Origin of the sequence: Streptomyces violaceus, assembly GCF_036014075.1 — a bacterium.
In the GTDB taxonomy this organism is placed as follows: Bacteria; Actinomycetota; Actinomycetes; order Streptomycetales; family Streptomycetaceae; genus Streptomyces; species Streptomyces violaceus.
On the sequence record NZ_CP107911.1, the window covers coordinates 2,715,677 to 2,742,400 of the forward strand.

Annotated in this window: 17 protein-coding genes; 10 read left to right on the forward strand and 7 right to left on the reverse strand. The window is 71.6% G+C overall.

Translation table 11 applies throughout. From position 1 onward, the window contains the following. Window positions 1-72: 72 nt before the first annotated feature. Complete coding sequence (locus OG542_RS12045) at window positions 73-1,305, reverse strand: L,D-transpeptidase (protein WP_328410541.1); 1,233 nt, start codon at window positions 1,303-1,305, stop codon at window positions 73-75. A 156-nt stretch (window positions 1,306-1,461) separates the two neighbouring features. After that, window positions 1,462-2,706, reverse strand: coding sequence for a L,D-transpeptidase (locus tag OG542_RS12050; RefSeq protein ID WP_328410543.1), 1,245 nt, complete (start codon window positions 2,704-2,706; stop codon window positions 1,462-1,464). 188 nt (window positions 2,707-2,894) lie between these two features. Between OG542_RS12050 and glgX the strand changes: the two genes are divergently transcribed. Next, entirely contained in the window at window positions 2,895-5,162 is a 2,268-nt protein-coding gene (gene glgX / locus OG542_RS12055) for a glycogen debranching protein GlgX (RefSeq protein ID WP_328410545.1), read from the forward strand. Between the two features lie 189 nt (window positions 5,163-5,351). Beyond that, window positions 5,352-6,758 (forward strand): sulfatase family protein, encoded by a 1,407-nt coding sequence (locus OG542_RS12060; RefSeq protein ID WP_328410547.1) that lies wholly within the window; start codon window positions 5,352-5,354, stop codon window positions 6,756-6,758. On the opposite strand, the gene OG542_RS12065 is transcribed toward OG542_RS12060, so the two are convergent. Genes OG542_RS12065 through OG542_RS12080 form a run of 4 tightly spaced genes read right to left on the reverse strand, consistent with a single transcriptional unit; the run spans window position 6,755 to window position 10,341 of the window. Then, window positions 6,755-7,402 (reverse strand): response regulator transcription factor, encoded by a 648-nt coding sequence (locus tag OG542_RS12065; protein WP_328410549.1) that lies wholly within the window; start codon window positions 7,400-7,402, stop codon window positions 6,755-6,757. The genes OG542_RS12060 and OG542_RS12065 overlap by 4 nt on opposite strands. Further along, a complete protein-coding gene (locus OG542_RS12070; RefSeq protein WP_328417875.1) occupies window positions 7,395-8,648 on the reverse strand; it encodes a sensor histidine kinase in 1,254 nt (417 codons plus the stop codon). The genes OG542_RS12065 and OG542_RS12070 overlap by 8 nt, the downstream gene beginning before the upstream one ends. 44 nt (window positions 8,649-8,692) lie before the next feature. Continuing rightward, window positions 8,693-9,442 (reverse strand): ABC transporter permease, encoded by a 750-nt coding sequence (locus OG542_RS12075; RefSeq protein ID WP_328410551.1) that lies wholly within the window; start codon window positions 9,440-9,442, stop codon window positions 8,693-8,695. Next, on the reverse strand, window positions 9,439-10,341 hold the full coding sequence (locus OG542_RS12080; protein WP_328410553.1) for an ABC transporter ATP-binding protein: 903 nt from the start codon (window positions 10,339-10,341) through the stop codon (window positions 9,439-9,441). The genes OG542_RS12075 and OG542_RS12080 overlap by 4 nt, the downstream gene beginning before the upstream one ends. A gap of 184 nt (window positions 10,342-10,525) precedes the next feature. Between OG542_RS12080 and OG542_RS12085 the strand changes: the two genes are divergently transcribed. The 7 genes from OG542_RS12085 (at window position 10,526) to OG542_RS12115 (ending at window position 22,432) form a co-directional block, all read left to right on the forward strand. Continuing rightward, entirely contained in the window at window positions 10,526-12,319 is a 1,794-nt protein-coding gene (locus OG542_RS12085) for an ABC transporter ATP-binding protein (RefSeq protein WP_328410555.1), read from the forward strand. Then, entirely contained in the window at window positions 12,316-14,166 is a 1,851-nt protein-coding gene (locus tag OG542_RS12090) for an ABC transporter ATP-binding protein (RefSeq protein ID WP_328410557.1), read from the forward strand. Before OG542_RS12085 ends, OG542_RS12090 begins: the two co-directional genes overlap by 4 nt. 22 nt (window positions 14,167-14,188) lie before the next feature. Then, window positions 14,189-15,943: an ABC transporter ATP-binding protein gene (locus OG542_RS12095; protein ID WP_328410559.1), complete on the forward strand. Its 1,755-nt coding sequence runs from the start codon at window positions 14,189-14,191 to the stop codon at window positions 15,941-15,943. Beyond that, window positions 15,940-17,712, forward strand: a complete 1,773-nt coding sequence (locus tag OG542_RS12100; RefSeq protein WP_328410561.1) for an ABC transporter ATP-binding protein — start codon at window positions 15,940-15,942, stop codon at window positions 17,710-17,712. The genes OG542_RS12095 and OG542_RS12100 overlap by 4 nt, the downstream gene beginning before the upstream one ends. 153 nt (window positions 17,713-17,865) lie before the next feature. Then, complete coding sequence (locus OG542_RS12105; protein WP_408057748.1) at window positions 17,866-19,947, forward strand: M4 family metallopeptidase; 2,082 nt, start codon at window positions 17,866-17,868, stop codon at window positions 19,945-19,947. A gap of 250 nt (window positions 19,948-20,197) precedes the next feature. Continuing rightward, complete coding sequence (locus OG542_RS12110) at window positions 20,198-21,841, forward strand: M4 family metallopeptidase (RefSeq protein WP_328410565.1); 1,644 nt, start codon at window positions 20,198-20,200, stop codon at window positions 21,839-21,841. Window positions 21,842-21,910: 69 nt separating this feature from the next. Continuing rightward, window positions 21,911-22,432 (forward strand): DUF1990 domain-containing protein, encoded by a 522-nt coding sequence (locus OG542_RS12115; RefSeq protein WP_328410567.1) that lies wholly within the window; start codon window positions 21,911-21,913, stop codon window positions 22,430-22,432. Window positions 22,433-22,481: 49 nt separating this feature from the next. On the opposite strand, the gene OG542_RS12120 is transcribed toward OG542_RS12115, so the two are convergent. Continuing rightward, window positions 22,482-25,100, reverse strand: coding sequence for a glycosyltransferase family 1 protein (locus OG542_RS12120; protein ID WP_328410569.1), 2,619 nt, complete (start codon window positions 25,098-25,100; stop codon window positions 22,482-22,484). A 289-nt stretch (window positions 25,101-25,389) separates the two neighbouring features. Here OG542_RS12120 and OG542_RS12125 point away from each other — a divergent pair, with 289 nt between their 5' ends. Next, window positions 25,390-26,592, forward strand: a complete 1,203-nt coding sequence (locus OG542_RS12125; RefSeq protein ID WP_328410571.1) for a S8 family peptidase — start codon at window positions 25,390-25,392, stop codon at window positions 26,590-26,592. The last annotated feature ends 132 nt before the right edge of the window (window positions 26,593-26,724 follow it).

A 26,724-nucleotide genomic window follows, 5' to 3' on the forward strand; every position in this document is an offset into this window, starting at 1 on the left:
AGGTTAACGGCCACTAACGGCAAGAGCCCCGGTGCTGTCCGTCACACCAGGGCCCTCGTCGTCAGGTCGGAGCTACTTCTTCCACTTCTCCCACGACATGTTCCAGCCGTTGAGCCCGTTGTCCGGGTCGACGACGCGGTCCTCGGAGTTCTTGACGACCACCACGTCGCCGACCATCGAGTGGTTGAAGAACCAGGCGGCCGGCACCTTCTTGTCCCAGCCGCCGCGCACGTCGCGCAGGCCGATGCAGCCGTGGCTGGCGTTGTACTCGCCGAAGGCGCCGCCCGCCCAGTAGTTGCCGTGCAGGAAGGTGCCGGAGGTGGTGAGGCGGATGGCGTGCGGGACGTCCTTGATGTCGTACTCGCCGCCGTAGCCGACGGTCTCGCCGTTCATCCGGGTCACCGGGAGCATCTCGCTGACGACCATCTGGCCGTTCCAGGTCTCCATGCCGGGCTTGCCGGTGGTGACCGGGATGGTCTTGAACAGCTTGCCGTCGCGCATGACCTTCATCGTGAGCTTCTTGGCGTCCACGACGGAGACCTGGTTGCGGCCGATGGTGAAGTCGACCGTCTTGTCCTGCTCGCCGTAGACGCCGGAGCGCCCCTCGACGCCGTCGAGGTTCAGGTCGACGGTCACCTTGGTGCCGGGCTTCCAGTACTTCTCGGGGCGGAAGTCGAGTCGGTCGTTGCCGAACCAGTGGCCCTCGACGTCCACGGCCGGTTCCGTCTTGATGCGGATGGCCTTCTCGACGTCTTCCGGGTTGGTGATGCCCCGGTCGAAGCGGATGGAGAACGGCATCCCGACGCCGACCTTCGAACCGTCCTCGGGGGTGAAGGTGCCGAGGAAGGTGTTCTTGGGCGTCAGCGTGGTGAAGCCGGCGTCCTCGGCGGCCGTGCGGCCCTCGGCGTCCTTCGCGACCGCGTGGACCGTGTACTTGGTGGCGGCGGCCAGATGGCCGGCCGGCGTCCAGGTGGCGCCGTCGCCGGATATCTCGCCGTCGACCTTCTTGCCCTTGGCGTCCTTGACCTCGACCTCGGTCAGCTTGCCCTTGGCGGCGGTGACCTTCAGCTTCCCGCTGGTGTCGACGGACTTGGCGCCGTCCTTGGGGGTGATGCTCACGACGGCCTCGGACTGCTTGCTCTGCGCGGAGTCCGCGCCCTTGCCCGTGCCGTCGCCCCCGCCGGCACCGGCTCCGCTCTCCCCGCCGCCACACGCCGTGACGGCGAGGAGCAGCACGCCGAGTATCAGCGCGAGCAGTCCGTGCCTGCCCCCAACCGACGCCCCCGATATCGGTCGCCCGTTCAAGTCGTTCTCCCCTCCCCGGGCCTGGTCAGGCCCACAACCCCTGCGCGTCCCCCACGCCCCGGCGCATAGTAACCACAAGGCGCCGGGCACCGGCGGCCCGCGATTGTCACTGTTCCGTCCCAACGGAACGCCGGGTCGATCCGCCCCCCTGTCGGACTACTTCACCGCGCTGCCCGCTTTCCATGCGTTCCAGCCCATGTTCCAGCCTCCGAGGCCATTGTCGGGAGCGACCTCTTTGTCCTTGCTGTTGACGACCTCGACGACGTCCCCGACGAGGCTGCGATCGAAGAACCAGCCGGCCGGGGTGTCCGAGCCGCCGCCCTTCACATCGCGCAGTCCGATACAGCCGTGACTGACGTTGGCCCGTCCGAAGACGGTGTGGTCCGCCCAGTAGTTGCCGTGCAGGAAGGTGCCGGAGTCGGTCAGGCGCATGGCGTGCGGGACGTCCGGGATGTCGTACTCGCCTTTGCCGTCGCGCTTCTTGAAGCCGACGGTGGCGCCGTTCATCCGGGTGACGTCGAGCATCTCGGTCACCACCATCTTCCCGTTGTACGTGGTCGTCTCGGGGGCGCCGGCCGTGACCGGCACGGTGGCGAGGGTCTCGCCGTCGCGCCGGACCTCCATGGTGTGCCGGGCGGCGTCGACCACGGAGACCTGGCCGCGGCCGACGGTGAAGGAGAACGTCTTGTGCTGCAGGCCGTAGACCCCGGGCGCGCCCTCGACGTCGCGCAGGCGCAGGTCGACGGTGACCTGGGTGCCGGGTTTCCAGTAGTCCTCGGGGCGGAAGTCGAGGCGGCTCCGGCCGAACCAGTGCGGGCGGATCTCGACGGCCGGGCGGGAGGTGACCCGCACCGCGCGTTCGACGACGGCGCGGTCGGCGATCTCCCGGTTGAACTCCAGGGAGACGATCATCCCGGTACCGACCGTGGCGCGGTTCTCCGGGGCGACGTAGCCGATGAAGCGTTCCTCGGGGACGTATGTCGTGAAGGTGGTGTGCCGGGCCGAGCGGTGGCCGTCGCCGTCCACGGCCACCGCGTCGACCGTGTACTCGGCGGCGAGCGCCAGCCGCTTCCCCTCGGGCTCCCAGGTCAGGCCGTCGGCCGAGATCCGCCCGGGCACCGGGGACTCCTGCGCGTCCTGGGACCTGGTGACCTTCACCGACTCCAGCCTGCCGTCGGGCACGCGCACCCGCAGCGTCCTTCCGGGGCGCACGCCCCTGCTGCCGTCGTCGGGCGAGACCTTGATGACGTCCTCGGGCGCCGGGGGCGCGCCGAACGCCCCGGCGATCCCGCCCGCGTCGTCCGAGGTACAGCCCGTGGCCCCGGCGAGGAGCCCTGCCCATGTCACTACGGCGGCCAGCGCGGCCCTCGCGCGCCGCGCGCGCCCTTGTACGTGCCTCACGGGGTACCCAACGACCGGCCGCGTCCCCGGGAAACGACCATGCCCGCCCCCGGGGAAACGTGAGTGCGACCCACGCTCTGGGCAGAACAGTGGGGAGGACGACGCGCAGGGGAGCCGCGGCCCGGGCCGCAGTACAGGACCGCACCCCTGAGTCCCCCGTCGTTCCACGAGCCGCGGGAGGCTGACAGGTGTCCAGCGCAGCCGAGCAGGAGGCGGTGGCCGGCCATCAGGCCACCGGGAACGGGCGCCAGGCCGCCGCCGCGAACGGCGTACGGCGGCCCGCGCCGCCGCCCGTGGTGCCCGCCTGGCCGGGCGCGGCGACGCCGCTGGGCGCCCGGTTCCGGGTCGGCCCGGACGGGGTGGCGGGGACCAACTTCGCGTTGTGGGCCGGCGGGGCGGAGGGGGTCGAGCTGTGCCTCTTCGACGAGGCGGGCAAGGAGTCGCGGGTCCGGCTCAGCGAGCTGACCCACGAGATCTGGCACGGCTTCGTCCCGGGCGTGCTGCCCGGGCAGCGCTACGGCTACCGGGTGCACGGCCGCTGGGACCCGTGGACCGGCGCCCGCTGGAACCCGGCGAAGCTGCTCCTCGACCCGTACGCGCGGGCGGTGGACGCCGGCAGGGGAAATGATTACAGGCGGCTGCCGCCGGAGGTGTACGGGCACGTGCGCGACTGGCCGCAGCAGCACGTCGCCGACACCGTGCGCGACGACCGGGACTCGGCGCCGTACGTCCCCAAGGGCGTCGTCGTCCACGATGACGACGACTGGGCCGACGACCGCCGCCCGAAGACCCCGTGGGCGGACTCGGTGATCTACGAGGTGCACGTCAAGGGCTTCACCGAGCTGCACCCGGGCATCCCTCAGGAGCTGCGCGGCACCTACGCCGGCCTCGCGCACCCGGCCGCGATCGAGCACCTGGTGAAGCTGGGCGTGACGGCGGTGGAGCTGCTGCCGGTGCACCAGTTCGCGCACGAGGACCATCTGCTGCGCCGGGGCCTCGGGAACTACTGGGGCTACAACTCCATCGGCTACTTCGCCCCGCACTCGGCCTACGCGGCCTCCGGGACGACCGGCCAGCAGGTCGGCGAGTTCAAGCGCATGGTGCGCGCCCTGCACGCGGCCGGCATCGAGGTCATCCTCGACGTGGTCTACAACCACACGGCGGAGGCGGGCGAACTCGGCCCGACGCTGTCCCTGAAGGGCATAGACAACCGCGGCTACTACCGGCTCCAGGACGACCCCCGCCGCTACGCCGACTACACCGGCTGCGGCAACACCCTGCACGTGGTCCAGCCGCATGTGCTGCGCCTGATCACGGACTCGCTGCGGTACTGGGTGACGGAGATGGGCGTGGACGGCTTCCGCTTCGACCTGGCGGCGGCGCTGGCCCGTTCCATGCACGACGTCGACATGCTCTCCCCGTTCCTGGCGGTCATCGCCCAGGACCCGGTGCTGCGCCGGGTGAAGCTGATCGCCGAGCCGTGGGACGTGGGGTCGGGCGGCTACCAGGTGGGGGCGTTCCCGCCGCTGTGGACCGAGTGGAACGACCGGTACCGCAACGCCGTACGGGACTTCTGGCGGCACGCTCTGCCCGACGTACGGGAGATGGGCTACCGCCTGTCGGGCTCCAGCGACCTGTACGCCTGGGGCGGGCGCAGGCCGTACGCGTCGGTCAACTTCATCACCGCGCACGACGGTTTCACCCTGCGCGACCTGGTGTCGTACGAGCGCAAGCACAACGAGGCCAACGGCGAGGGCAATCGTGACGGCACGAACGACAACCGGGCCTGGAACTGCGGGGCCGAGGGCGAGACGGACGACGAGGGGATCAGGGCCCTGCGGCGCCGGCAGCTGCGGAACCTGCTGACCACGCTGCTGCTGTCGACGGGCGTCCCCATGCTGGTCGCGGGCGACGAACTGGGCCGCACCCAGGGCGGCAACAACAACGCGTACTGCCAGGACAACGAGATCAGCTGGGTGGACTGGGGGCTGCTGGAGGACCCCGGATGGCACGCCCTGTTCGAGCTGACCTCCCGGCTGATCGAACTGCGCCACCGGCACCCGGTGCTCCGGCGCCGGGCGTTCTTCTCGGGCCGGGCGCAGACCGCGGACGGCCTGCGCGATCTGGCCTGGTTCACGTCCCGGGGCACCGAGATGACGGAGCAGGACTGGTACGCGCCCGCCGCCACGCTGGGGATGTACCTGTCCGGCCGGGACATCCCGGGCCGGGACGAGCGCGGGGAGCAGATCCTCGACGACAGCTTCCTCGCCGTGCTGCACGCGGGCGAGGGGCCGGTGCGTTTCGAACTGCCGGGTCCGCCCTGGGCGGAGCGGTACGAGGTCGTCGTCGACACGAGCCTGGAGGAGCAGGGGGAGGCACCCGGCGTGGAGCACCGGGCGGGGACGGAGATCACGATGCCGGCGCGGGCGGTACTGCTGCTGCGGGTGACGGGCTGAGGCATCGTTTCTCCGGCGGGGGCACGGTCGCGGTGCGTGCCGGCGGCCAGGGCTGCGACATTGTTGCGGCGCGTTGCGGGTCCGTGAACTCGGTGGGGATCTTCTTGACCCCGTCGTCGGACCGCTGGCAGCGTCCATGCCGAGCCGCGGCCTCTCCCCTCCTCCTCTCCGAATCTCCAGGACCTCCGCATGCCCGAAATATCCCGTCGTGCCCTCGGTGCTCTCGTCGGCGGTGGTGCCGTGGGCGCCGTCGCCGGTACGGCCACCGGCGCCGAAGCCGTCCCCGCCGAACGGCCGCTCAGGGCCCGCCCCGGTGCCGGGTCCGGCCGTCGCCCCAACGTCCTCGTCATCCTGGGCGACGACCTCGGCTGGGCCGACCTGTCCTCCTACGGCGCCCCCCACATCAGGACACCGAACCTGGACCGGCTGGCCCGCCAGGGCGTGCGGTTCACCGACGCCTACTCCGGCTCCTCGACCTGCTCCCCGACCCGGTTCAGCCTCTACACCGGGCGCTATCCCGGCCGTGCCGAGGGCGGACTCGCCGAGCCGATCGCCGACCGGTCGCAGGGCCTGGACCCCCACCACCCCACCCTCGCCTCCCTGCTGAAGAAGGCGGGCTACGCCACCGCGCTCATCGGCAAGTGGCACTGCGGCTGGCTGCCCGACTACAGCCCCACCAAGTCCGGCTGGGACGAGTTCTTCGGCAATCACGGGGGCGTGCTGGAGTACTTCTCCAAGCTCGGCCAGCTCGGTGACCACGACCTCTACGAGGGGGACGCCGAGTACAAGGACCTGCGGTACTACACGACCGTGCTCACCGAGCGGGCCGTGGAGTACGTCGGCCGGGACCACGACCGGCCCTGGCTGCTCAACCTCAACTTCACCACCCCGCACTGGCCCTGGCTCGCGGAGGGCGACAAGGAGACCGGTGCCGGGATCGCGGCGAAGATCAGGGCGGCCACGTCCAAGGCCGAGGTCAGCAAGGCCCTGAACCACTACGACGGCGGCTCGGTCGCGAAGTACACGCAGATGGTGGAGAGCCTTGACGCGGCTGTCGGCGAGGTGCTCGCCGCCCTGCGCCGCTCCGGGCAGGAGGAGAACACCGTCGTGCTGTTCGCCAGCGACAACGGCGGGGAGCGCTGGTCGTACCTGTGGCCTCTCAGCGGCCAGAAGTTCTCCCTCCAGGAGGGCGGCATCCGGGTGCCCACGATCCTGCGCTGGCCCGCCCGGATCGACGGCCATCAGGTCAGCCACGAGCCGAACTTCTCCCCCGACTGGACCGCGACCCTGCTGGAGCTGGCCGGTGCCCGGCCCGACCCGGCGTATCCGCTGGACGGCACGAGCCTCGCCGGTTACCTGCTGCGGGGCGAACGGCTGCCCGAGCGGGACCTGTTCTGGCGGGTGCGCGGCAACCGGGCGCTGCGGCGCGGGGACTGGAAGTACTACCAGGACTCCGACGGTGAGGACCACCTGTACGACCTCGCCGCCGACTCCCGTGAACAGGCCGACCTCGCCCCCGACGAGCCGGAGTTGCTCACCGCGCTGAAGGCATCCTGGGAGAAGACCGCGGCAGGCTTGCTGCCGTACCCGGGCTAGCCCAGGATGCCTCGCTCGTACCCCGTGGCCACCGCCGCCGCCCGGTCCTTCACACCCAGCTTCGCGTAGAGATGCGTGAGGTGCGTCTTGACCGTGGCCTCGCTGATGAAGAGTTCACGGGCGATCTCGCGGTTGGAGGTGCCCTTGGCGACCAGGGCCAGGACCTCACGCTCGCGGGCGGAGAGGGTGTCGTTGCCGGGGGCCCGGGGAGCGCGGACCGCCGAGACCAGGCGGGAGGCCACGGCCGGGGAGAGGACGGTCCGGCCCTCCGCCGCCGCGCGGACCGCCGCGAACAGTTCGTCCCTCGGGGCGTCTTTCAGGAGGTAGCCCGTCGCGCCCGCCTCGATCGCGGGGAGGGTGTCGGAGTCGGTGTCGTACGTGGTGAGGACGAGGACCTTGGCGCGGGCGCCGGTGCGCGTCAGCTCGCGGATGGCTTCCACGCCCCCGCCGCCCGGCATGCGCAGGTCCATCAGGATCACGTCCGGGTCCAGGGCGGCGGCGAGCGAGACCGCCTGGACGCCGTCCGACGCCTCCCCCAGGACGCGGAATCCCGGCGCGGACTCGAACATGCCGCGCAGGCCGTCCCGTACGACGGGGTGGTCGTCGACGATGAGCAGGGTGATCGCGGCGGCGTCGTCAGTCATGGCGGACCAACGGTACGCGAGCGGAGACCGCCGTACCGTGGCCCGGCTCGGACTCGACGGTGAGGGACCCGGCGACGCGTTCGGCGCGGGCGCGCATGCCGTCGAGGCCGAAGCCGCCGGAGCCCGTGCGTTCGGGGACGGCGAGCGGGTCGAAGCCGCGGCCGTCGTCGCGGATGTCGAGGATGACCTCGTCGCCGAGGAAGGACAGGGTGACACCGACCCGGTCGGCGGCGGCGTGCCGGGCGGTGTTGGAGAGGGCCTCCTGGACGATCCGCAGGAGCGTGGCCGCGATCTCCTCGTGCAGTTGTTCGTCGGTGCCGGTGACCGTGAACTCGGCTCGCACGCCCGTCCGTTCGCCCCATTCGGCGACCGTCTTCTTCAGGGCTTCCGGCAGTCCGGCGTCGGCCAGCGCCACGGGGGCGAGGTTGTGCACGGAGCGGCGGGCCTCGCCGAGGCTGTGCCGGGCCAGGTCCGTCGCCCGGGCCACGTGTGCACGGGCCAGGTCCGCGTCCGGGGTGTTCACCACGACCTGGAGCTGGGCGATGATGCCGGTCAGGCCCTGGGCGATGGTGTCGTGGATCTCGGCGGCCAGCCGCCGGCGTTCGTCGGCGACTCCGGCCTCCCGGGCCTGCACCAGGAGCTGGGCGTGCAGGGCGGCGTTCTCGTCGAGGGCCTGCTGCAGGGCCGCGTTGGTTCGCTCCAGTTCGGTGATGCTGGCGGTCTGTATCCGGGTGCGTTCCTCCTCCCGCGCGGCCAGCTGGCCGAAGACGATCAGCAGCACGATGTAGAAGCACATCAGCCCACCGAACAACGCCCAGTCCAGCGGCCCGTGCAGGGGCAGGCCACCGGCCTGGGAACTCGCCAGGATCACCGCGGTGGCCACCAGCCCGACCATGAGCGGGCGGCCCCGCAGCAGCCGCTCGGGGCCGACGAACCCGGCGGAGCCGTAGAACGCGAAGAACGGGTTGCACCAGGTGAGCACGAAGGCCAGCGCCCAGCGCACGAAGTAGTAGCAGGCGCCCGGCACCGACGGGGCCAGGGGCCGGCCGCGGGACCAGCGCCCCCACCACAGCTGGAGGACCACCGCGGCGCCGACCAGGACGACGGCGGTGTACCGCTCCACCGTGCTCATGCCGACCGCGTCGACCGTGGCCGCCGCGAGCACGGTGCCCGCCGCGAGCATCCCGTACGGCCCCCAGCGGAAGTACGCCGCCCACCGCTGCTCCACACCCGCCACGTCCGTCATGCCCACAGTGTCGGCCACGGCCGTGTCCCCTCCCCGGGCGCCGGTCATTCCCAGCGGAACCAGCGCGCGGCCGACGCCGAGAGGACCGCGGTCCACGCGGCGAGGACGACCAGGTGGCCCCAACTCGGCCAGTCGCCCGCGGCGGCCTGGTCCAGGGCCCGTGCGGCGGCGCCGAACGGGGTGCACTGGACGATGCGTCCCAGCAGGTCCGGCATGGCCTGCACGGGCACCCACACCCCGGCGCAGAACATCATCGGGAAGAAGACGGCGGTCCCGATCGCGGTCGCGATCTTCGTCGTGCGGGCCCGCGCCGAGATCACCGCGCCCAGCGAGATGGCGGCGAGCACGGCGAGGAACAGCGCGAGCAGGTACCCGACGGGCTGTCCGGGCAGCCGTACGTCGTAGGCGAGCCGTCCGACGACGAGCGTGAGCAGCGCGGAAGCCAGGGCCGCCACGCCGTTCACCAGCATCTGGGCGGCCAGCAGTGCCGAGGGCCGGACGGGAGTGGTGGACAGCCGGCGCAGGATGCCGTTCTCGCGGTAACCGGTGAGGGTCGGCGGCATCGCCTGCACCCCGGCCATGATGAGGGCGACCAGCACGCACACCGGCACGTAGACGTCGACGATCCGCAGCCCGCCGAGTCCGTCCTGGGCCTCGCGGAAGGACGGCACGGAACCGAGGATGCCCAGCAGCAGGGCCGGGAACAGCAGGACCCAGAAGAGACTGCCCGGCTCGCGCCGGAAGAGACGGAACTCGCTCCGCAGCACAGCGGGGTTGATCAGTGCCGTGCTCATGCCGAGGCCTCCGTGAGGTCCAGGAACGCGTCGTCCAGCGTGGCGTCGGTGACGCGGAGTTGATGGGCGGTGATGTGATGGCGGGCGAGCAGCGACAGCACCGCGTTGACCGTGTCGTCCGTGCCGGACAGCGTGATCCGGCCCTCCTTGTTCTCGAGGGCGACCAAGGCGGGGAGCGTGTTCAGCTCATGGTCGTCCAGGGGCGTGGACGGGGTGAAGCTGATGACGGTGGCGCCCGCTGAGCGGCGGATCAGCCCGGACGGGGTGTCCAGGGCGGCCACCCGGCCCTTGTCGATCACCGCGATCCGGTCGCAGAGCCGCTGCGCCTCCTCCATGAAGTGCGTGACGAGCAGGACGGTGACGCCGTTCGCGCGGATGTCCTCGATCAGTTCCCAGGTGTCGCGGCGGGCACGCGGGTCGAGGCCGGTGGTGAGCTCGTCCAGGACGACGACCCGGGGGTCGCCGATCAGGGCGAGCGCGATGAACAGGCGCTGCTTCTGGCCCCCGGACAGCTTGGCGAACCGGGTGGTCAGCTTCTCCTGAAGGCCGAGGCGTTCGGCCAGCGGGCGCCAGTCGACGGGGCGCGGATAGAACGCGGCGTACAGCTCCAGCGCCTCACGGACGGTGAGTTTGGGCTGGAGCCGGCTCTCCTGGAGCTGGGCGCCCAGGACCTGGGCGACCCGCTCGTGGTCGGCTACCGGGTCGAGGCCGGTGACGCGGACGCGGCCGGAGTCGGGGACGCGCAGGCCCTCGACGCACTCGACGGTGGTGGTCTTGCCGGCGCCGTTCGGGCCGAGGACGCCGAAGATCTCGCCCTCCTCGACGGCGAACGAGACGCCGTCCACGGCCGGGCGGCCGGCATAGGCCTTGCGCAGGTCGGTGACTTCGATGACGGACATGGACCGAGGGTCCCGGTGCGGCGGGTCCGCGCACATCGCCCGTCGCGCTCGAACGGGCATCAGCCGATCGGCTGATGTGAGCCGTACGACCCCCCGAACATGCAGGTCGTAGGACCAAGGACGGACCCGGACTCGGAGAAAACTCGGTGGGCAGTGTCAGTGGCGATCCGTAGGCTCACTGCTGATGGCCACGACATCTGCCCCCGCCCGGAACCGTTCTGCCGTGCGCACGCTGCTGCGCCTGTGGCCGTACGTACGGCCCGCGCGGGCGCGGCTGTTCACCGCCGCCTTCGTGGCGATACTCGCCTCCAGCGTGGGCCTGGTGATCCCGCTCGTCCTGAAGTGGATGGTGGACGGGCCGGTCGCCGACCGGGACCCGGCCGGGGTGTGGCTCGGAGCGCTGTGCCTCCTGCTGCTCGGCTTCGCGGAGGCCCTGCTGTTCGGGCTGCGGCGCTGGCTGGTGGCGCGGCCGCTGGCGCACGTCGAGGCGTCGATGCGGGCGGATCTGTACCGGCACCTCCAGCGGCTGCCTGTGTCCTTCCACGACCGGTGGGCCTCCGGGCAGTTGCTGTCCCGGGGGATGACGGACCTGATGCTGCTGCGCATGTTCCTCGCCTTCCCGTTGACGTTCCTGCTGGTCAACGGGGTGACGATAGTGATCGGCGTGATCATCATGCTGCTCCAGGACTGGACCCTGGGGCTGGTGATCCTCGGACCCGCCGTGCCCGTGATGGTGACCTGCGTGGTCTTCGAGAAACGGTACGCCGAGGTGGCGCGGCGCGCGCAGGACCAGGTCGGCGACCTGACGACGGTCGTCGAGGAGAGCGTGCTCGGCATCCGCGTCATCAAGGGGTTCGGACGCCACCGGAGCCAGGCGCGGGCGTTCCGGGACCTGTCGGGGAAGCTGCGCGGCACGGAACTGCGCAAGGCGCGGCTGCTGGCGACGATCTGGGGCGTCATCGTGACGCTGCCCGAGGTGGCGATCGGGGCGGCGCTGGTGGTGGGCGTCGTGCAGGTGGCAGACGGCGGGTTGTCCGCGGGAACGTTGGTGGCGTTTTTGTCGACGGCGCTCGCGTTGCGGTGGCCGGTGGAGTCGATCGGGTTTCTGCTGGCCCTGAGCCAGGAGGCGGCGACGGCGACGGAGCGGTACTTCGAGGTGATGGACGAGGAGGTGGAGGAGGCCGAGGAGCGTCGGGCTGCCGCTGCGGGCAGCCGGTCAACCGCCCTTGATGACAAGGGACTTCGCTTTCACGACGTCCAGTTCCGCTACCCCGACGCCCCGCCCGGCTCCCCGCCCGTCCTCCAGCACATCGACCTCCACATCCGCCCCGGCGAGTCCATGGCCCTGGTCGGCTCCACCGGCAGCGGCAAGACCACCCTCACCGCGCTCGTCCCCCGTCTCTGCGAGGTGACCTCGGGCCGCATCACCCTCGACGGCGTCGACATCACCGGCCTGTCGAGGCAGGCGCTGCGCGCCAAGGTCGCCGTCGCCTTCGAGGAGCCCACGCTCTTCTCGGCCGCGGTCGGCGACAACGTTCTCATGGGGGCCGGCGGCACGGCCGGGACGGCGGAGCTGGAGCGCGCCCTCGCCGTCGCCCAGGCCGACTTCGTGCACGCGCTGCCGCAGGGGACGGACACCCAGGTAGGCGAGCAGGGCCTCAGCCTTTCCGGCGGGCAGCGGCAGCGCCTCGCGCTCGCCAGGGCTGTCGTCGGACAGCCGGAGTTTCTCGTCCTGGACGACCCGCTGTCGGCCCTGGACGTGCACACCGAGGCCGCCGTGGAGGCCGCCCTGCGGGACGTCCTCGCGGACACGACCGCCCTGATCGTGGCGCACCGCCCGTCCACCGTGCTGCTCGCCGACCGGGTCGCGCTGCTGTCCGGCGGCCGGATCGCCGCGGTCGGCACCCACCACGAACTGCTGCGGACGAACGCCGAGTACGCGCACCTGATGTCAGGGGAAGAGGAGGGCGCACGATGACGGCGGCCACCAGCACACCGGCCGACCGGAGAGACGACGACCAGGCGCCCGCCACCGGCGACCCCTTCGACCAGGACGTCCTGCCCACTCCGCCGGGCGCCACCGCCGCCCTGCTGCGCTCCCTGCTCGCGCCCCTGAAGGCCCGGGTCACGGTCACGACGGTTCTGCTGCTGCTCCAGCAGGCGGTCGTGCAGGCGGGCCCGCTGCTCGTGGCGTACGCCATCGACCGTGCCGTACCGGCGTTCCGGGCCGGGGACCACGGGCCGCTGATCGCGGTGGGCGCCGGCTATCTGGCGTGCGCGCTGGCCGCGGGCGGGCTGCAGTACGCGTTCGTCTCCGCCGCGGCCCGGGTCAGCCAGGACGTGCTGCTCGACCTGCGCGGCCGGATCTTCCGCCACGCGCAGGCGCTGAGCGTCGACTTCCACGAGCGCTACACCTCGGGCCGGCTCATCTCCCGCTCCACGGCGGACGTGGAGTCGCTGCGCGAGCTGCTGGACGAGGGCCTGCAGGAGCTCGTGACCGTCATCCTGTCCTTCGTCTACATCTCGGCGATGCTGCTCTGGCTCGACCTGGGCCTCGGGAGCGTGGCGGTGGCGTCCCTGGTGCCGCTCTACGCCCTCGTGCGGCTGTACCAGCGGCGGGCCGGGCGGGTGTACCGGGAGCGGTCCACCGCCATCGCGGCCGTCATCGTGAAGTTCGTCGAGACGATGAACGGCATCCGGCCGGTGCGCGCCTTCCGCCGCGAGGCCGTCAACGACGCGGACTTCGGCGCGCTCAACGAGCGGCACGAGCGGACCAACGGCAACGCGCTGCTGGAGATGGCCCGGTACGTCACCGGCTCGCGGCTGGTCGCCAACACGGCGGTGGCGGCGATCGTGCTGTGGGGCGCCTACCGGGTCGCGGGCGGCACGCTGGCCCTCGGTGTGCTGGCGGCGGCCGTGCTGTACCTGCGGCGGCTGTACGACCCGATCGACCGGCTCGGGATGTTCCTCAACTCGTACCAGTCGGCGGCGGCCTCGCTGGAGAAGATCGCCGGGCTGCTCGCCCAGACGCCGTCCGTCCCCGAGCCTGCGGACCCCCGGCCGCTTCCGCCCCTGGCGAGCGAGCACCCGGGGCGCGAGGTCGTCTTCGACGGCGTCAGCTTCGGCTACCGCACCGGCGGCGAGGTGCTGCCCGGCTTCGACCTCACGATCCCGGCCGGGCAGACGGTAGCGGTCGTCGGCTCCACCGGCGCCGGAAAGTCGACGCTGGCCAAGCTGCTGGCCCGGTTCTACGACCCCTCCGAGGGCCGGGTGCTGCTGGACGGCGTCGACCTGCGCGACCTCGCCGTGCCCGACCTGCGGCGCGGGGTGGTCATGGTGACGCAGGAGGCGTTCCTGTTCTCCGGCACGGTCGCCGAGAACATCGCGATCGGCCGCCCGGACGCCACCCGCGAGGAGATGGAGCAGGCCGCGAAGGAGATCGGCGCGCACGACTTCATCAGCGCCCTGCCCGACGGCTACGACACCGACGTACGCAAGCGGGGCGGCCGCATCTCGGCCGGTCAGCGCCAACTGGTGGCGTTCGCAAGGGCGTTGCTGGCCGACCCGGCGGTGCTGATCCTCGACGAGGCGACCAGCTCGCTGGACATCCCGGGCGAGCGCGCGGTGCAGCGGGCGATGGCGACGGTGCTGAAGGGGCGTACGGCGGTGGTCATCGCGCACCGGCTCTCGACCGTGGAGATCGCGGACCGTGTCCTGGTGATGGAGCAGGGGAAGATCGTCGAGGACGGGGCACCGGCCGAACTCGTCGCGGGCACGGGCAGGTTCGCCGATCTGCACCGGGCCTGGCGGGACAGTCTGGCGTAGGACGGCGGCGGAGGGCGGGCGGATGATCGACGCGTACGAGGACCCCGGCACACCCGACCACCGTGGCGGTACCCGTTACCTGTGGTGGCTGGTCGCCCGGCAGCCCTGGCGGTGTGCGGCCGGGGCGATGTTCGGCAGCGTGTGGATGGTGCTGCTGGCGGCCACGCCGTATCTGATGTCCCGGGCGATCGACGACGGCCTCGAGCCCGGCGACACGGGCGCGCTGGCCGTCTGGAGCGGGGCGCTGTTCGCGGTGGGGGCGTTCAACTCCTGGCTGAGCATCATGCGGCACCGCACGATGACCCGGGTGCGGATGGACGCCAACTTCCGCACGGTGAAGGTGGTGGTCGGGCAGGCGGTGCGGCTGGGTGCCTCGCTGCGGCGGCAGGCGAGCGCCGGGGAGGTCGTCACGATCGGTGTGGGCGACGTGCAGACGGTCAGTCAGTCGTTGACCGTGGTGGGGCCCGGCGTCGGCGCCGTCCTGGGCTATCTGGTGATCGCCGTGCTGCTGGTGTCGGTCTCGGGACTCGTCGCCCTGATCGTGCTGCTCGGCATTCCGGTGCTCGCCCTGCTGATGGGGCCGCTGCTCGGCCGGTTGCAGGGGTCGGAGACGGAGTACCGCGAGCGGCAGGGCGTGCTGACCGCGCGGATCGGTGACCTCGCGGGCGGACTGCGGGTCCTCGCCGGCCTGGGCGGCAAGCAGCTGGTGGCGGACGCCTTCCGGCAGGACTCGCGGCGGCTGTGCGAGCAGGGCTACCGGGTGGGGGCGGTGACGAGCTGGGTGCAGGCACTGGGGATCGGGCTGCCGACCCTGTTCCTGGCGGTGGTGACCTGGCTGGCGGCCCGGCTCGCCGCGCAGGGCGACATCACCGTGGGCCAGCTGGTGTCCGTCTACGGCTATGTGGCCGTGCTGGTGTGGCCGGTGGCCTTCCTGGTCGAGTGCGGCTACCAGATCAGCCGCGGCCTGGTGTGCGCACGCCGCGTCGTACGGTTCCTGCGCCTGGAGCCGATGCCCGACACGGGGACCCTGGACGCCCCGTCCGAGCCGTCCGCCCTGTACGACCCGGAGTCGGGCGTACGCGCCCTGCCGGGGCGCCTGACGGCCCTGGTGGCAGAACACCCGGCGGACGCGACGACGGTGGTGGACCGCCTTGGCCGCTACACCCCGTCGAACGCGACGTGGGGCGACAGGCGCCTGGACGACATCGCCCTGACCCAGATCCGGGCACGCATCCTGGTGGCCGACCACGACTCCGACCTGTTCGCAGGAACTCTCCAGGACATGATCCGACCTGCTTCCAGGGGACCGGGGAACCGCGCGGACAACCACAACGCACCCGCACCCGCCGGACAACCCCACCCGGCACCCCGAACGGCGCTCCACACAGCCGCGGCAGAAGACATCGTCCAAGCCCTCCCCCACGGCCTGAACACTCCCATGGACGCCCAGGCCCGCAACCTCAGCGGCGGCCAACGCCAACGCGTCCGCCTGGCGAGAGCCCTCCTCACCGACCCCGAGATCCTCCTGGCCGTCGAGCCCACCTCGGCCCTCGACGCCCACACCGAGGCCACCGTCGCCACGCGGCTGAGGTCGGCAAGGGAAGGCCGCACCACGGTCGTGACCACCACCTCCCCCCTCGTCCTGGACCGCACGGACACCGTCCACTACCTCAGGGACGGCAAGGTCGAAGCCTCCGGCACCCACCAGGAACTGCTCGGCACCAGCCCCGGCTACCGAGCCCTCGTCTCCAGAGAAACCGAAGAGGTCCCGGGATGAGCCACGAACACCTGCCGGTCGCCGAACGGGCGGACGTCCGACGGGCCCTGCTCGGTCTCGTACGGGCCGATGCCCGGGCCTTCGGTGTCGTCCTGGGCCTGAACGCGCTCGCCGCCGTGGCCGGGCTGGCCGGGCCGTGGCTCCTGGGCCGGATGATCGACGACGTGCGGGCCGGGCGGGGGGCGGCCGCCGTGGACCGGCTGGCCCTGCTCCTTCTGCTGTGCGCCCTGGCGCAGGTACTGCTGGCACGCTGGGCCCGGTACGTGGGGCACCGCTTCGGGGAGCGGACCCTGGCCCGGGTGCGGGATCGGTTTGTGGACCGGGCGTTGACGCTGCCCGCCTCGGTGGTGGAGCGGGCCGGCACCGGTGATCTGACGGCCCGGGGGACGGCGGACGTGACGACCGTCGGCAACACCCTGCGGGACGCGGGTCCCATCCTGCTCGTCAACCTGGTCCAGGCGCTGTTCCTCGTCGCGGCGGTGTTCCTGATGTCCCCGGTGCTCGGCGCCGTCGCTGTGCTGGCGCTGACGCCGATCTGGATCGCACTGCGCTGGTACCTGCGCCGGGCCCGGGACGGGTATCTCGCCGAGGGCGCGGCCACATCGGACGTGGCGGAGATCGTGGCGTCGACGGCGGCCGGGGCGCGCACGGTGGAGGCGTTCGGGCTCCAGGAGCAGCGCACCGCCGCGAGCCGGGACGCCCTGGAGACCTCCCGCCGCACCCGCTTCTACACCCTCTTCCTGCGCACGGTGTTCTTCCCGGTGATGGAGACGTCGTACGTCCTCCCGGTCGCCGGAGTCCTGGTGATCGGCGGCGCGCTGCACGCGTCCGGCTCGATGAGCCTCGGAGCGGTCGTGGCGGCGGCGCTGTATCTGCAGCAGCTGAGCGCACCGCTGGACGAGGTCCTGGTGCGGATCGAGCAACTCCAGGCGGGCGGCGCCTCGTTCGCCCGGGTGGAGGGCCTGGCCAGGGCCCCGCGGGCCGCCGAGGAGGGCGACTGTCCGGATCCGGACGGCGACCGCATCGACGTCACCGGCGTGCGCTACGCCTACGACGGGGTCGTCGAGGTGCTGCGCGGCGTCGACCTGACGGTGAGACCCGGGGAGCGGCTGGCCATGGTCGGGCCCTCCGGAGCCGGCAAGACCACGCTGAGCCGGCTGATGGCGGGCATCGACGCGCCGACCGCCGGCTCGGTGACGGTCGGCGGCGTGCCCGTGGTCGGGCTCGGGCCCGAGCGGCTGCGTCGCCAGGTCGTCCTGGTCACCCAGGAGCACCACGTGTTCCTTGGCTCGGTCCGTGACAACCTGCGGATCGCCGAACCGGGCGCCGGTGACGAGGAGTTGTGGGAAGCGCTGGGCGTGGTCGGCGCCGACACCTGGGTGCGGGAGCTGCCGGAGGGCCTGGACACCCGGCTGGGCCAGGGCGGTTGGCGTACGGACGGCTCGCAGGCACAGCAACTCGCCCTCGCCCGGGTGGTGCTGGCGGATCCGCACACACTGATCCTGGACGAGGCGACCGCCCTGCTCGACCCGACGACCGCCCGGCACACCGAGCGTGCCCTGGCCGCCGTCCTCGAGGGGCGGACCGTCATCGCCGTCGCCCACCGGCTGCACACCGCGCACGACGCCGACCGGGTCGCGGTGATGGAGGACGGCCGGCTGACCGAACTCGGCACGCACGAGGAGCTGGTGGCGGCCGGCGGAGCGTACGCGGCCCTGTGGCACTCCTGGCACGGGGACCTGCCCGAGAGCCGTCAAGGGTCCGTATAACGAACATGAACTTCCGGTCAACGAACCGTTTTCCGGCCATACTCTTGACGCGATCCTGACAGAAAGCGCACTCCCCTGCCACGCTTCCGACGACTGCTCCACGGAAACCCCACTGCGACACCTCCACCTCCCCAGGCCGGGCGACCCCCGGCCATGCAGAAGGAGTCAGTGTTGAGAAGCAGTTCCTCGCGCAGAGGCACCTCCCACAGACGCACTCCCCACACCCCTCGCCGTACCGCGGTCGTGGCCTTCGCCGGCGTCGCCGCGCTGATCGCCACCGCCGTGCACATCGGCGCCGCCACCGCGGCCCCGGAGAACAGGGCACCGGCGGCCGCGAGCAAGGCGAAGCCGGGCTCGGAATCGGTCCGGCTCACCCCCGCCCAGCGCGCCGCGCTGATCCGGGAGGCGAACGCCGGCAAGGCCGGGACCGCGAAGGACCTGGGCCTCGGCGCCCAGGAGAAGCTGGTCGTCCGCGATGTCCTCAAGGACCGCGACGGCACCGTGCACACACGCTACGAGCGCACCTACGCGGGCCTGCCGGTCCTCGGCGGCGACCTGGTCGTCGAGAGCACCGAGGCGGACGCCACCGCGTCCGTCACGAAGGCCACCCGCGCCCCGATCGCGCCGGCCACGACGAAGGCGGCGGTGTCCGCGGCGAAGGCCCGGCAGCAGGCCCTGACCGCGGGCAAGGCCGACGAGGCCAAGAGCCCCGGCATCAACCGCGAGCCCCGCAAGGTGATCTGGGCCGCGAGCGGCAAGCCGGTCGTGGCGTACGAGACGGTCGTCGGCGGTTTCCAGCACGACGGCACCCCGCAGGAACTGCACGTGGTCACCGACGCCACCACCGGCGCGAAGCTGTACGAGTGGGAGGCCATCGAGACCGGGACCGGCAACACGGTCTACAGCGGCACGGTCGACCTCACCACGACCCAGTCCGGGTCGACGTACAACCTCACTGACGGCGCCCGCGGCAACCACAAGACGTACAACCTCAACCGCGGCACCTCCGGCACCGGCACCCTCTTCTCCGGCCCCGACGACGTGTGGGGTAACGGCACCCCCTCCAACCTGGAGTCGGCAGGCGCCGACGCCCACTACGGGGCCGCGCTGACCTGGGACTACTACAAGAACGTGCACGGCCGCAGCGGCATCCGCGGCGACGGTGTGGGCGCGTACTCCCGGGTCCACTACGGCAACAACTACGTCAACGCGTTCTGGTCGGACAGCTGCTTCTGCATGACCTACGGCGACGGGTCGGGCAACGCGAACCCGCTGACATCGATCGACGTGGCCGCCCACGAGATGACCCACGGGCTGACGTCGAACACCGCGGGCCTCAACTACAGCGGCGAGTCCGGCGGTCTGAACGAGGCCACCAGCGACATCTTCGGCTCGACCGTCGAGTTCTACGCGAACAACTCCTCCGACGTCGGTGACTACCTCATCGGCGAGGAGATCGACATCAACGGCGACGGGACCCCGCTGCGCTACATGGACAAGCCCAGCAAGGACGGCTCGTCCAAGGACAGCTGGTACTCCGGCATCGGCTCGATCGACGTGCACTACTCCTCGGGCCCGGCGAACCACTTCTTCTACCTGCTGAGCGAGGGCAGCGGCACCAAGACCATCAACGGTGTCACCTACAACTCGTCCACCTCGGACGGCCTTCCGGTCACCGGCATCGGCCGGGACAAGGCGGAGAAGATCTGGTTCCGCGCCCTGACGACGAAATTCACCTCGACCACCAACTACGCGGGCGCCCGCACCGGCACCCTCGCCGCGACCGGTGAGCTCTACGGCACCGACAGCGCCGAGTACAAGGCGGTCCAGCACGCGTGGGCGGGCATCAACGTCGGCACCCGCCCCGGCGACGGAGGCGGCGGCGGCACATCCTTCGAGAACGCCGCCGACGTGGCCATTCCGGACCGGGGCGCGGCGGTCACCTCGCCGGTCACCGTCACCGGCCGGACGGGCAACGCGCCCTCCAACCTCCAGGTCGCCGTGGACATCGTCCACACCTACATCGGTGACCTCCAGGTACAGCTGGTCGCCCCCGACGGCACGGCGTACACGCTGAAGGGCTACGGCACCGGCGGCAGCGCGAACAACATCAACGAGACCTACACGGTGAACGCCTCCTCCGAGGTCGCCAACGGCGTCTGGCAGCTGCGGGTCCAGGACAACGCGGCCATCGACACCGGCTACATCAACAGCTGGAAGCTCACCTTCCCGTAAGCCGTGAGCCGTTGGCCGCTGGTCGTAGGCAGTAGGCAGTAGGCCGCAACGGTTCCCCAAGTCAGGGCGCCGCCCCGGTGGGTTCGACTCCCCCGGGACGGCGCCCGCTTCACATGCCCGGAACCGTCAGCCTGTCGTCGATTTCCGGCCAACATCACGCGTTACTCCTGACATGTACGCGCCCCTGGTGCCACTCTTCCCCCACCCGCCGCACAGCACCCCAGCACTTCCCCCACATCAAGGAGCTCGTGTGACCCCCCTCTACGCGCGTCACAAGCGCACCACGCTGGCCATCGCCACCGCCGTCGCCGCCGGCGCCCTGCTCACCACCGGTCTGACCTCCGGCAGCAGCGTCGCCGCCGACTCCTCCTCCGAGCCGGCCCTCGCCGCCGCCCCCGTCCTGCTCTCCGCGCCCGCCCGCACGGCTCTCGTCAAGGAGCAGCAGGCGGACGCCCCGAAGACCGCCGACGAGATAGGCCTCGGCGAACAGGAGAAGCTGGTCGTCAAGGACGTCGTGGAGGACGCCGACGGCACGGTCCACACCCGCTACGAGCGCACCTACGCGGGCCTGCCGGTCCTCGGCGGCGACCTCGTCGTGCACGAGTCGAAGTCCGGCGGGGCCTTGGGCGTCACCAGAGCGACGAAGGCCGCCCTCAAGGTCGCCTCCCTCAAGCCGGCGGTCGCCGCCGCCAAGGCCGAGAAGCAGGCCGTGACGCTCGCCAAGGCGGCCGGCTCGGAGAAGACCGAGGCGAACTCCGCTCCCCGCAAGGTGATCTGGGCGGCCGACGGCAAGCCCACCCTCGCCTACGAGACCGTCGTCGGCGGCCTCCAGGAGGACGGCACGCCGAACGAGCTGCACGTCGTCACCGACGCCGCCACCGGCAAGAAGCTCTACGAGTACCAGGCCATCGAGACCGGCACCGGCACCACCACCTACAGCGGCAAGGTCGACCTGAGCACCACCAAGTCCGGGTCGTCGTACAACCTCACCGACGGCACGCGCGGCGGCCACAAGACGTACAACCTCAACCGCGGCACGTCCGGCACCGGCACCCTCTTCTCCGGCTCGGACGACGTCTGGGGCACCGGCAACCCGTCCAACCTGGAGACCGCCGGCGCCGACGCGCACTACGGCGCCCAGGTGACCTGGGACTTCTACAAGAACACCTTCGGCCGCAGCGGCATCCGCAACGACGGCAAGGCGGCCTACTCGCGCGTCCACTACGGCAACGCCTATGTCAACGCCTTCTGGTCGGACAGCTGCTTCTGCATGACCTACGGCGACGGCGAGGGCAACACCCACCCGCTGACCTCGCTCGACGTGGCCGCCCACGAGATGAGCCACGGTCTGACGTCGGCCACGGCGGGCCTCAACTACAGCGGCGAGTCCGGCGGCCTGAACGAGGCCACCAGCGACATCTTCGGCGCGGGCGCCGAGTTCTTCGCCAACAACTCCTCCGACGTCGGTGACTACCTCATCGGCGAGGAGATCGACATCAACGGCGACGGCAGCCCGCTGCGCTACATGGACAAGCCCAGCAAGGACGGCTCGTCCAAGGACGCCTGGTCCTCCAGTCTCGGCGGCCTGGACGTCCACTACTCCTCCGGTCCCGCCAACCACTTCTTCTACCTGCTGTCCGAGGGCAGCGGCTCGAAGACCGTCAACGGCGTGACCTACAACTCGCCCACCTCCAACGGCTCCACGGTCACCGGCATCGGCCGCACCAAGGCGCTGCAGATCTGGTACAAGGCGCTGACGACGTACATGACGTCGACGACCAAGTACGCGGCCGCCCGTACGGCGACCCTGAACGCGGCCTCGGCGCTGTACGGCGCGAGCAGCGCCGAGTACAAGGCGGTCGCCTCCGCCTGGTCCGCGGTCAACGTCGGCTGACCGAAGCACGACCCACGGGCGGTACCCGGAGCGACGGCGGCTCCGGGTACCGCCCTACTCTTGGGGACCATGTCTTCGGAGGACTTCACCTACGCCGATGTCGGCGCCACCCGCGAGGAGCACTTCTGCCCGCCGGGCTTCCACCCCATGAACGTGCGCACCCGCCTCGGGGAGGGCGAGGAGGTCTTCCGACGGGCCTCGGAGGCGGTGCTCACCTGGGAGATGCACCGGGCCATGGGCGTCGGCGTCGACGCGAGCGCGGAACGAGCCGCCCCCGGCGTCGACGTCACCGTCACCCTCGCCGGCATGATCAAGGCCCCCTGCCGTGTGGTGTGGACCCTGGAGGAACCCCGCCGCGCCGGCTGGGCCTACGGCACCCTGACCGGCCACCCCGAATGCGGCGAGGAGTCCTTCGTCGTGGACCGCACAGGAGACGGCACGGTCTGGCTCACGGTCAACGCCTTCAGCAAGCCGGCCAAGTGGTACGCGAGGGCGGGTGGCCCGGCGACCAGGGGCTTCCAGCACGCGTACGCGCGCAGGTGCGGCAATGTCCTGCGGAACTTGGCAACGCAGGGTGGTGAGTTCACCTAGGGGCGCGGGGAACTGCGCGACAAGCCCCCACGCGCCCGCAGGCTACGACTCACCGCATAAGCAACCCCGCCGCCTCCACCAACTCCTCCGACGGCCCGGCCACCAGCCCCAACTCCGCGCTGGAAGCCAGCAGCCGATGCGCGGGAAGGATCCGCACCGTATACCCAAAAGGCCCGGTGCGATCCAGGGACAAGGCCCCTTCGTACACCCACCTACCGTCCTCCCCGGGGGACCCGACCGGCTTCAGGGAAACAACGGCCGCATCCCCGATCCGGTCCTCCTCGTCCACCCGCCCCGACACCACCTGAACCTCGACATCATCAGGCCCGAGGTCCCCGAGTCCGACCCGCACGCGCAACCCCAGCGTCGTACCGAGCTCGGCCAGCGCCTGCGACACCGACGTCTCCACATGGTCGACGGTGACGCCCGGCCACGCCGCCCGCACCCGCGCCTTCCACTCGGCGAGCTCCCGCGCCGCGTCCGGTGCCATCGAGCGGTGGGCCAGAGCCGCGGGCGCGTAGAGACGCTCGACGTACTCGCGGACCATGCGCCCGGCCAGCACCTTCGGCCCGAGCAGGCTCAGGGTCTGGCGGACCATCTCGATCCAGCGGTCGGGCAGCCCGCTGCGGCCACGCTCGTAGAAGCGGGGCGTCACCCGCTGCTCCAGCAGGTCGTACAGCGCCGCGGCCTCTATGTCGTCGCGGCGGTCCGGATCGGTCCCGACACCGTCGGCCGTGGGAATGGCCCAGCCGAAGTCCGGCTGGAACCACTCGTCCCACCACCCGTCGAGGACGGACAGATTGAGACAACCGTTGAGCGCGGCCTTCATGCCGGACGTGCCGCAGGCCTCCAGCGGCCGGAGCGGATTGTTCAGCCAGATGTCGCAGCCCGGGTACAGCTTCTGCGCCATCGCCATGCCGTAGTCGGGCAGGAACACGAGGCGGTGCCGCACCCGCGGATCGTCCGCGAACCGCACCAGCTCCTGCACCAGCCGCTTCCCGCCGTCGTCCGCGGGATGCGCCTTGCCCGCCACGACGATCTGGACCGGCCGCTCGGGGTGCAGCAGCAGGTCCATCAGCCGGTCGCGGTCGCGCAGCATCAGCGTCAGACGCTTGTACGACGGGACGCGCCGGGCGAAGCCGATGGTGAGGACGTCCGGGTCGAGCACTCCGTCGATCCAGCCCAGCTCGGCCGTACCGGCCCCGCGCTGCCGCCAGGAGGCCCGCAGCCGCTCCCGCACCTCGGTCACGAGCTGCTCGCGCAGCCCCCGCCGCAGCTCCCAGATCTCCTGGTCGGGAATGTCCGCCACCGCGTCCCAGCGGTCCGAGCCGCCGACGGTCAGCGCGTCCTCGGCGCGCTGGACGCCGATCTGCCGGGCGCCGAGCCGGAAGACCTCGGGGGCGACCCAGGTGGGCGCGTGCACCCCGTTGGTCACGGACGTGATCGGCACCTCGTCGGCGTCGAAGCCGGGCCACAGGCCCGAGAACATCTCGCGGCTGACGTTGCCGTGCAGCAGGGACACCCCGTTGGCGCGCTGGGCCAGGCGCAGGCCCATCACGGCCATGTTGAACAGGTTGGGCTCCCCGCCGGGGTACGTCTCCATGCCGAGTTTGAGGACGCGCCCGACGTCGATGCGGGGCAGCTCCGCGTCGGGGCCGAAGTGGCGGGCGACCAGCTCGCGGTCGAAGCGGTCGATACCGGCCGGGACGGGGGTGTGGGTGGTGAAGACGGTCCCGGAGCGGACCGCCTCCAGCGCCGCGTCGAAGTCCGAGCCCGCCGCGCAGAGTTCGGCGATCCGCTCCAGACCGAGGAACCCCGCGTGGCCCTCGTTGGTGTGGAACACCTCCGGCGCGGGGTGCCCGGTCAGCCGGCAGTACGTCCGGACCGCCCGCACACCTCCTATCCCCAGCAGCATCTCCTGCAACAGCCGGTGCTCGCTGCCGCCGCCGTAGAGCCGGTCGGTCACACCGCGCTCGCCGAGGTCGTTCTCCTCGACGTCCGAGTCCAGCATCAGCAGCGGGACCCGGCCGATCTGCGCCAGCCAGATCCGGGCGCGCAACTGCTTGCCGCCGGGCAGGGCGAGGGCGACCTGGGCGGGGGTGCCGTCCGGCTCCTCCAGGAGGACCAGGGGCAGCTCGTTCGGGTCGAGGACGGGGTAGTGCTCCTGCTGCCAGCCGTCCCGGGAGAGGGTCTGGCGGAAGTAGCCGTGCCGGTAGAGCAGCCCGACGCCGATCAGCGGGACACCCAGGTCGCTGGCCGCCTTCAGATGGTCGCCGGCCAGGATGCCGAGGCCGCCGGAGTACTGCGGCAGGGCGGCCGTGACGCCGAATTCGGGTGAGAAGTAGGCGACCGCGGCGGGAAGTTCCTCGGGCTGGGCCTGGTACCAGCGGTCGCCGGTCATGTAGTCGTGCAGATCGCCCGCGACCGAGGCGAGGCGGCGCAGGAACCGGCGGTCCTCGGCCAGGCCCGCGAGCCGCGCGGGCGGCACGCTGCCCAGCAGCCGGACCGGGTCGCGCCCGGAGGCGGCCCAGCGCTCGGGGTCGACGGACTGGAACAGGTCACGGGTCTCGGCATGCCACGACCACCGCAGATTGCGGGCCAGATCGCTGAGCGGCCGGAGGGGGTCGGGGAGAACGGGTCGGACGGTGAATCGACGGATCGCCTTCACGGGTTCCACCTCGGCGCGTTCGCTGGTTGACGCAGGGCTTTGGCACAGGGCTTCATCGACTTCTCCTACGACAGTACCGGCGGATGTGCCGCCGCCGCTGAGGCTCCGCCGCCGGACCCCCGATCGGCCTGAACAGCACCATTCACGGATATGGCCGATTCCACCCCCATAGGCGTCCTTGTGGTGTTTCACGTGCCACGAGAGGCTGCCCCTGGCGTACCGGCCCGCGCCCGCCGCTCGCGGCGCCGCGCGGCAGCCGTACGCCGAGTCGAGGAGGGGAACTCGGACCATGGCACGGACGCGCACACGGCGCCCGCGCTGGACGGGGGGCCTGGCCGCCGTGATCTGCGCCGCGGCGTTTTCGGCCATCACCCTGCCCGCGCACGCCGTACCGGAGGGGCGGATACTCGGCGCCGGAGGACCCGGCTCCGTGCACGGAAGCTATCTGGTGACACTGAAGGAGGGCACGCGGGCACCGTCGGGGGCCGGAAAGGGCCTCGCCGAGACGTACGGGGTGGACATCAGCCACACCTACGGCACGGTCCTGAACGGCTACGCGATCAGGGCGAACGCGAGACAGGCAGCGCGGCTGGCCGCCGATCCACGGGTCGCCTCGGTCGTCCAGGACACCCGCGTGCGGCTGGAGCGGACGCCGCGCAACCCGGCGTCCTGGGGGCTGGACCGCGTCGACCAGCCGAGCCTGCCCCTGGACCGGAGCTACACCTGGCCCGAGTCGGCGGGTGCCGGGGTGACGGTGTATGTGATCGACACCGGCGTCCGGACCACCCACCGGGACTTCGGGGGCCGGGCGAGCCACGGCTGGGACTTCGTCGGGAACGACAAGGTCGCGGCGGACGCCAACGGCCACGGCACGCACGTGGCCGGCACGGTCGCCGGGACGGCGCACGGCGTCGCCAAGAAGGCCCGGATCGTCTCCGTACGTGTCCTCGACGCCGCGGGCGCGGGCACCACGGCCCGGGTGATCGCCGGGATCGACTGGGTGACCCGGCACGCGAGGAAGCCCGCGGTCGCCAACCTCAGTCTGGGCGGCCCGCGCAACGACCGGCTGGACGCCGCCGTCCGCGCCTCCATCGCCTCCGGCGTCACCTACACGGTCGCCGCGGGCAACGACGGCAGGCCGGCCGGGCTGTACTCCCCGGGGAGCGTCAAGCAGGCGATCACGGTCGGTGCGACCGACCGGAGGGATACAAAACCGGCCTTCTCCAACCACGGCCCGGCCCTCGATCTCTTCGCCCCGGGCGTCGGCATCACCTCCGCTGCGGCCGCGAGCGACACCGCGCGGGCCACGTTCTCGGGCACCTCGATGGCGTCTCCGCACGCGGCGGGCGCGGCCGCGCTGTACCTGTCCGACCATCCGCGAGCGGCTCCGTCCCAGGTCGGGAGGGCTCTGACCACCGGAGCGGCGACCGGGAAGATCTCCGGCCGGGGTATCGGTTCGCCGGACAAGTTACTGCGGGTGCCGCAGCCGTAGGGCGAAGGAGCAGCCACAGACAAGGGCCGGCCTCGTCCGTCGCGGACGAGGCCGGTCTTGTGTGTCGACATACGCGTGAGTAGTTAACAAAGTGCCGGATTGCCCACCCGAATAGGGTGGGAAGGCTCCTGC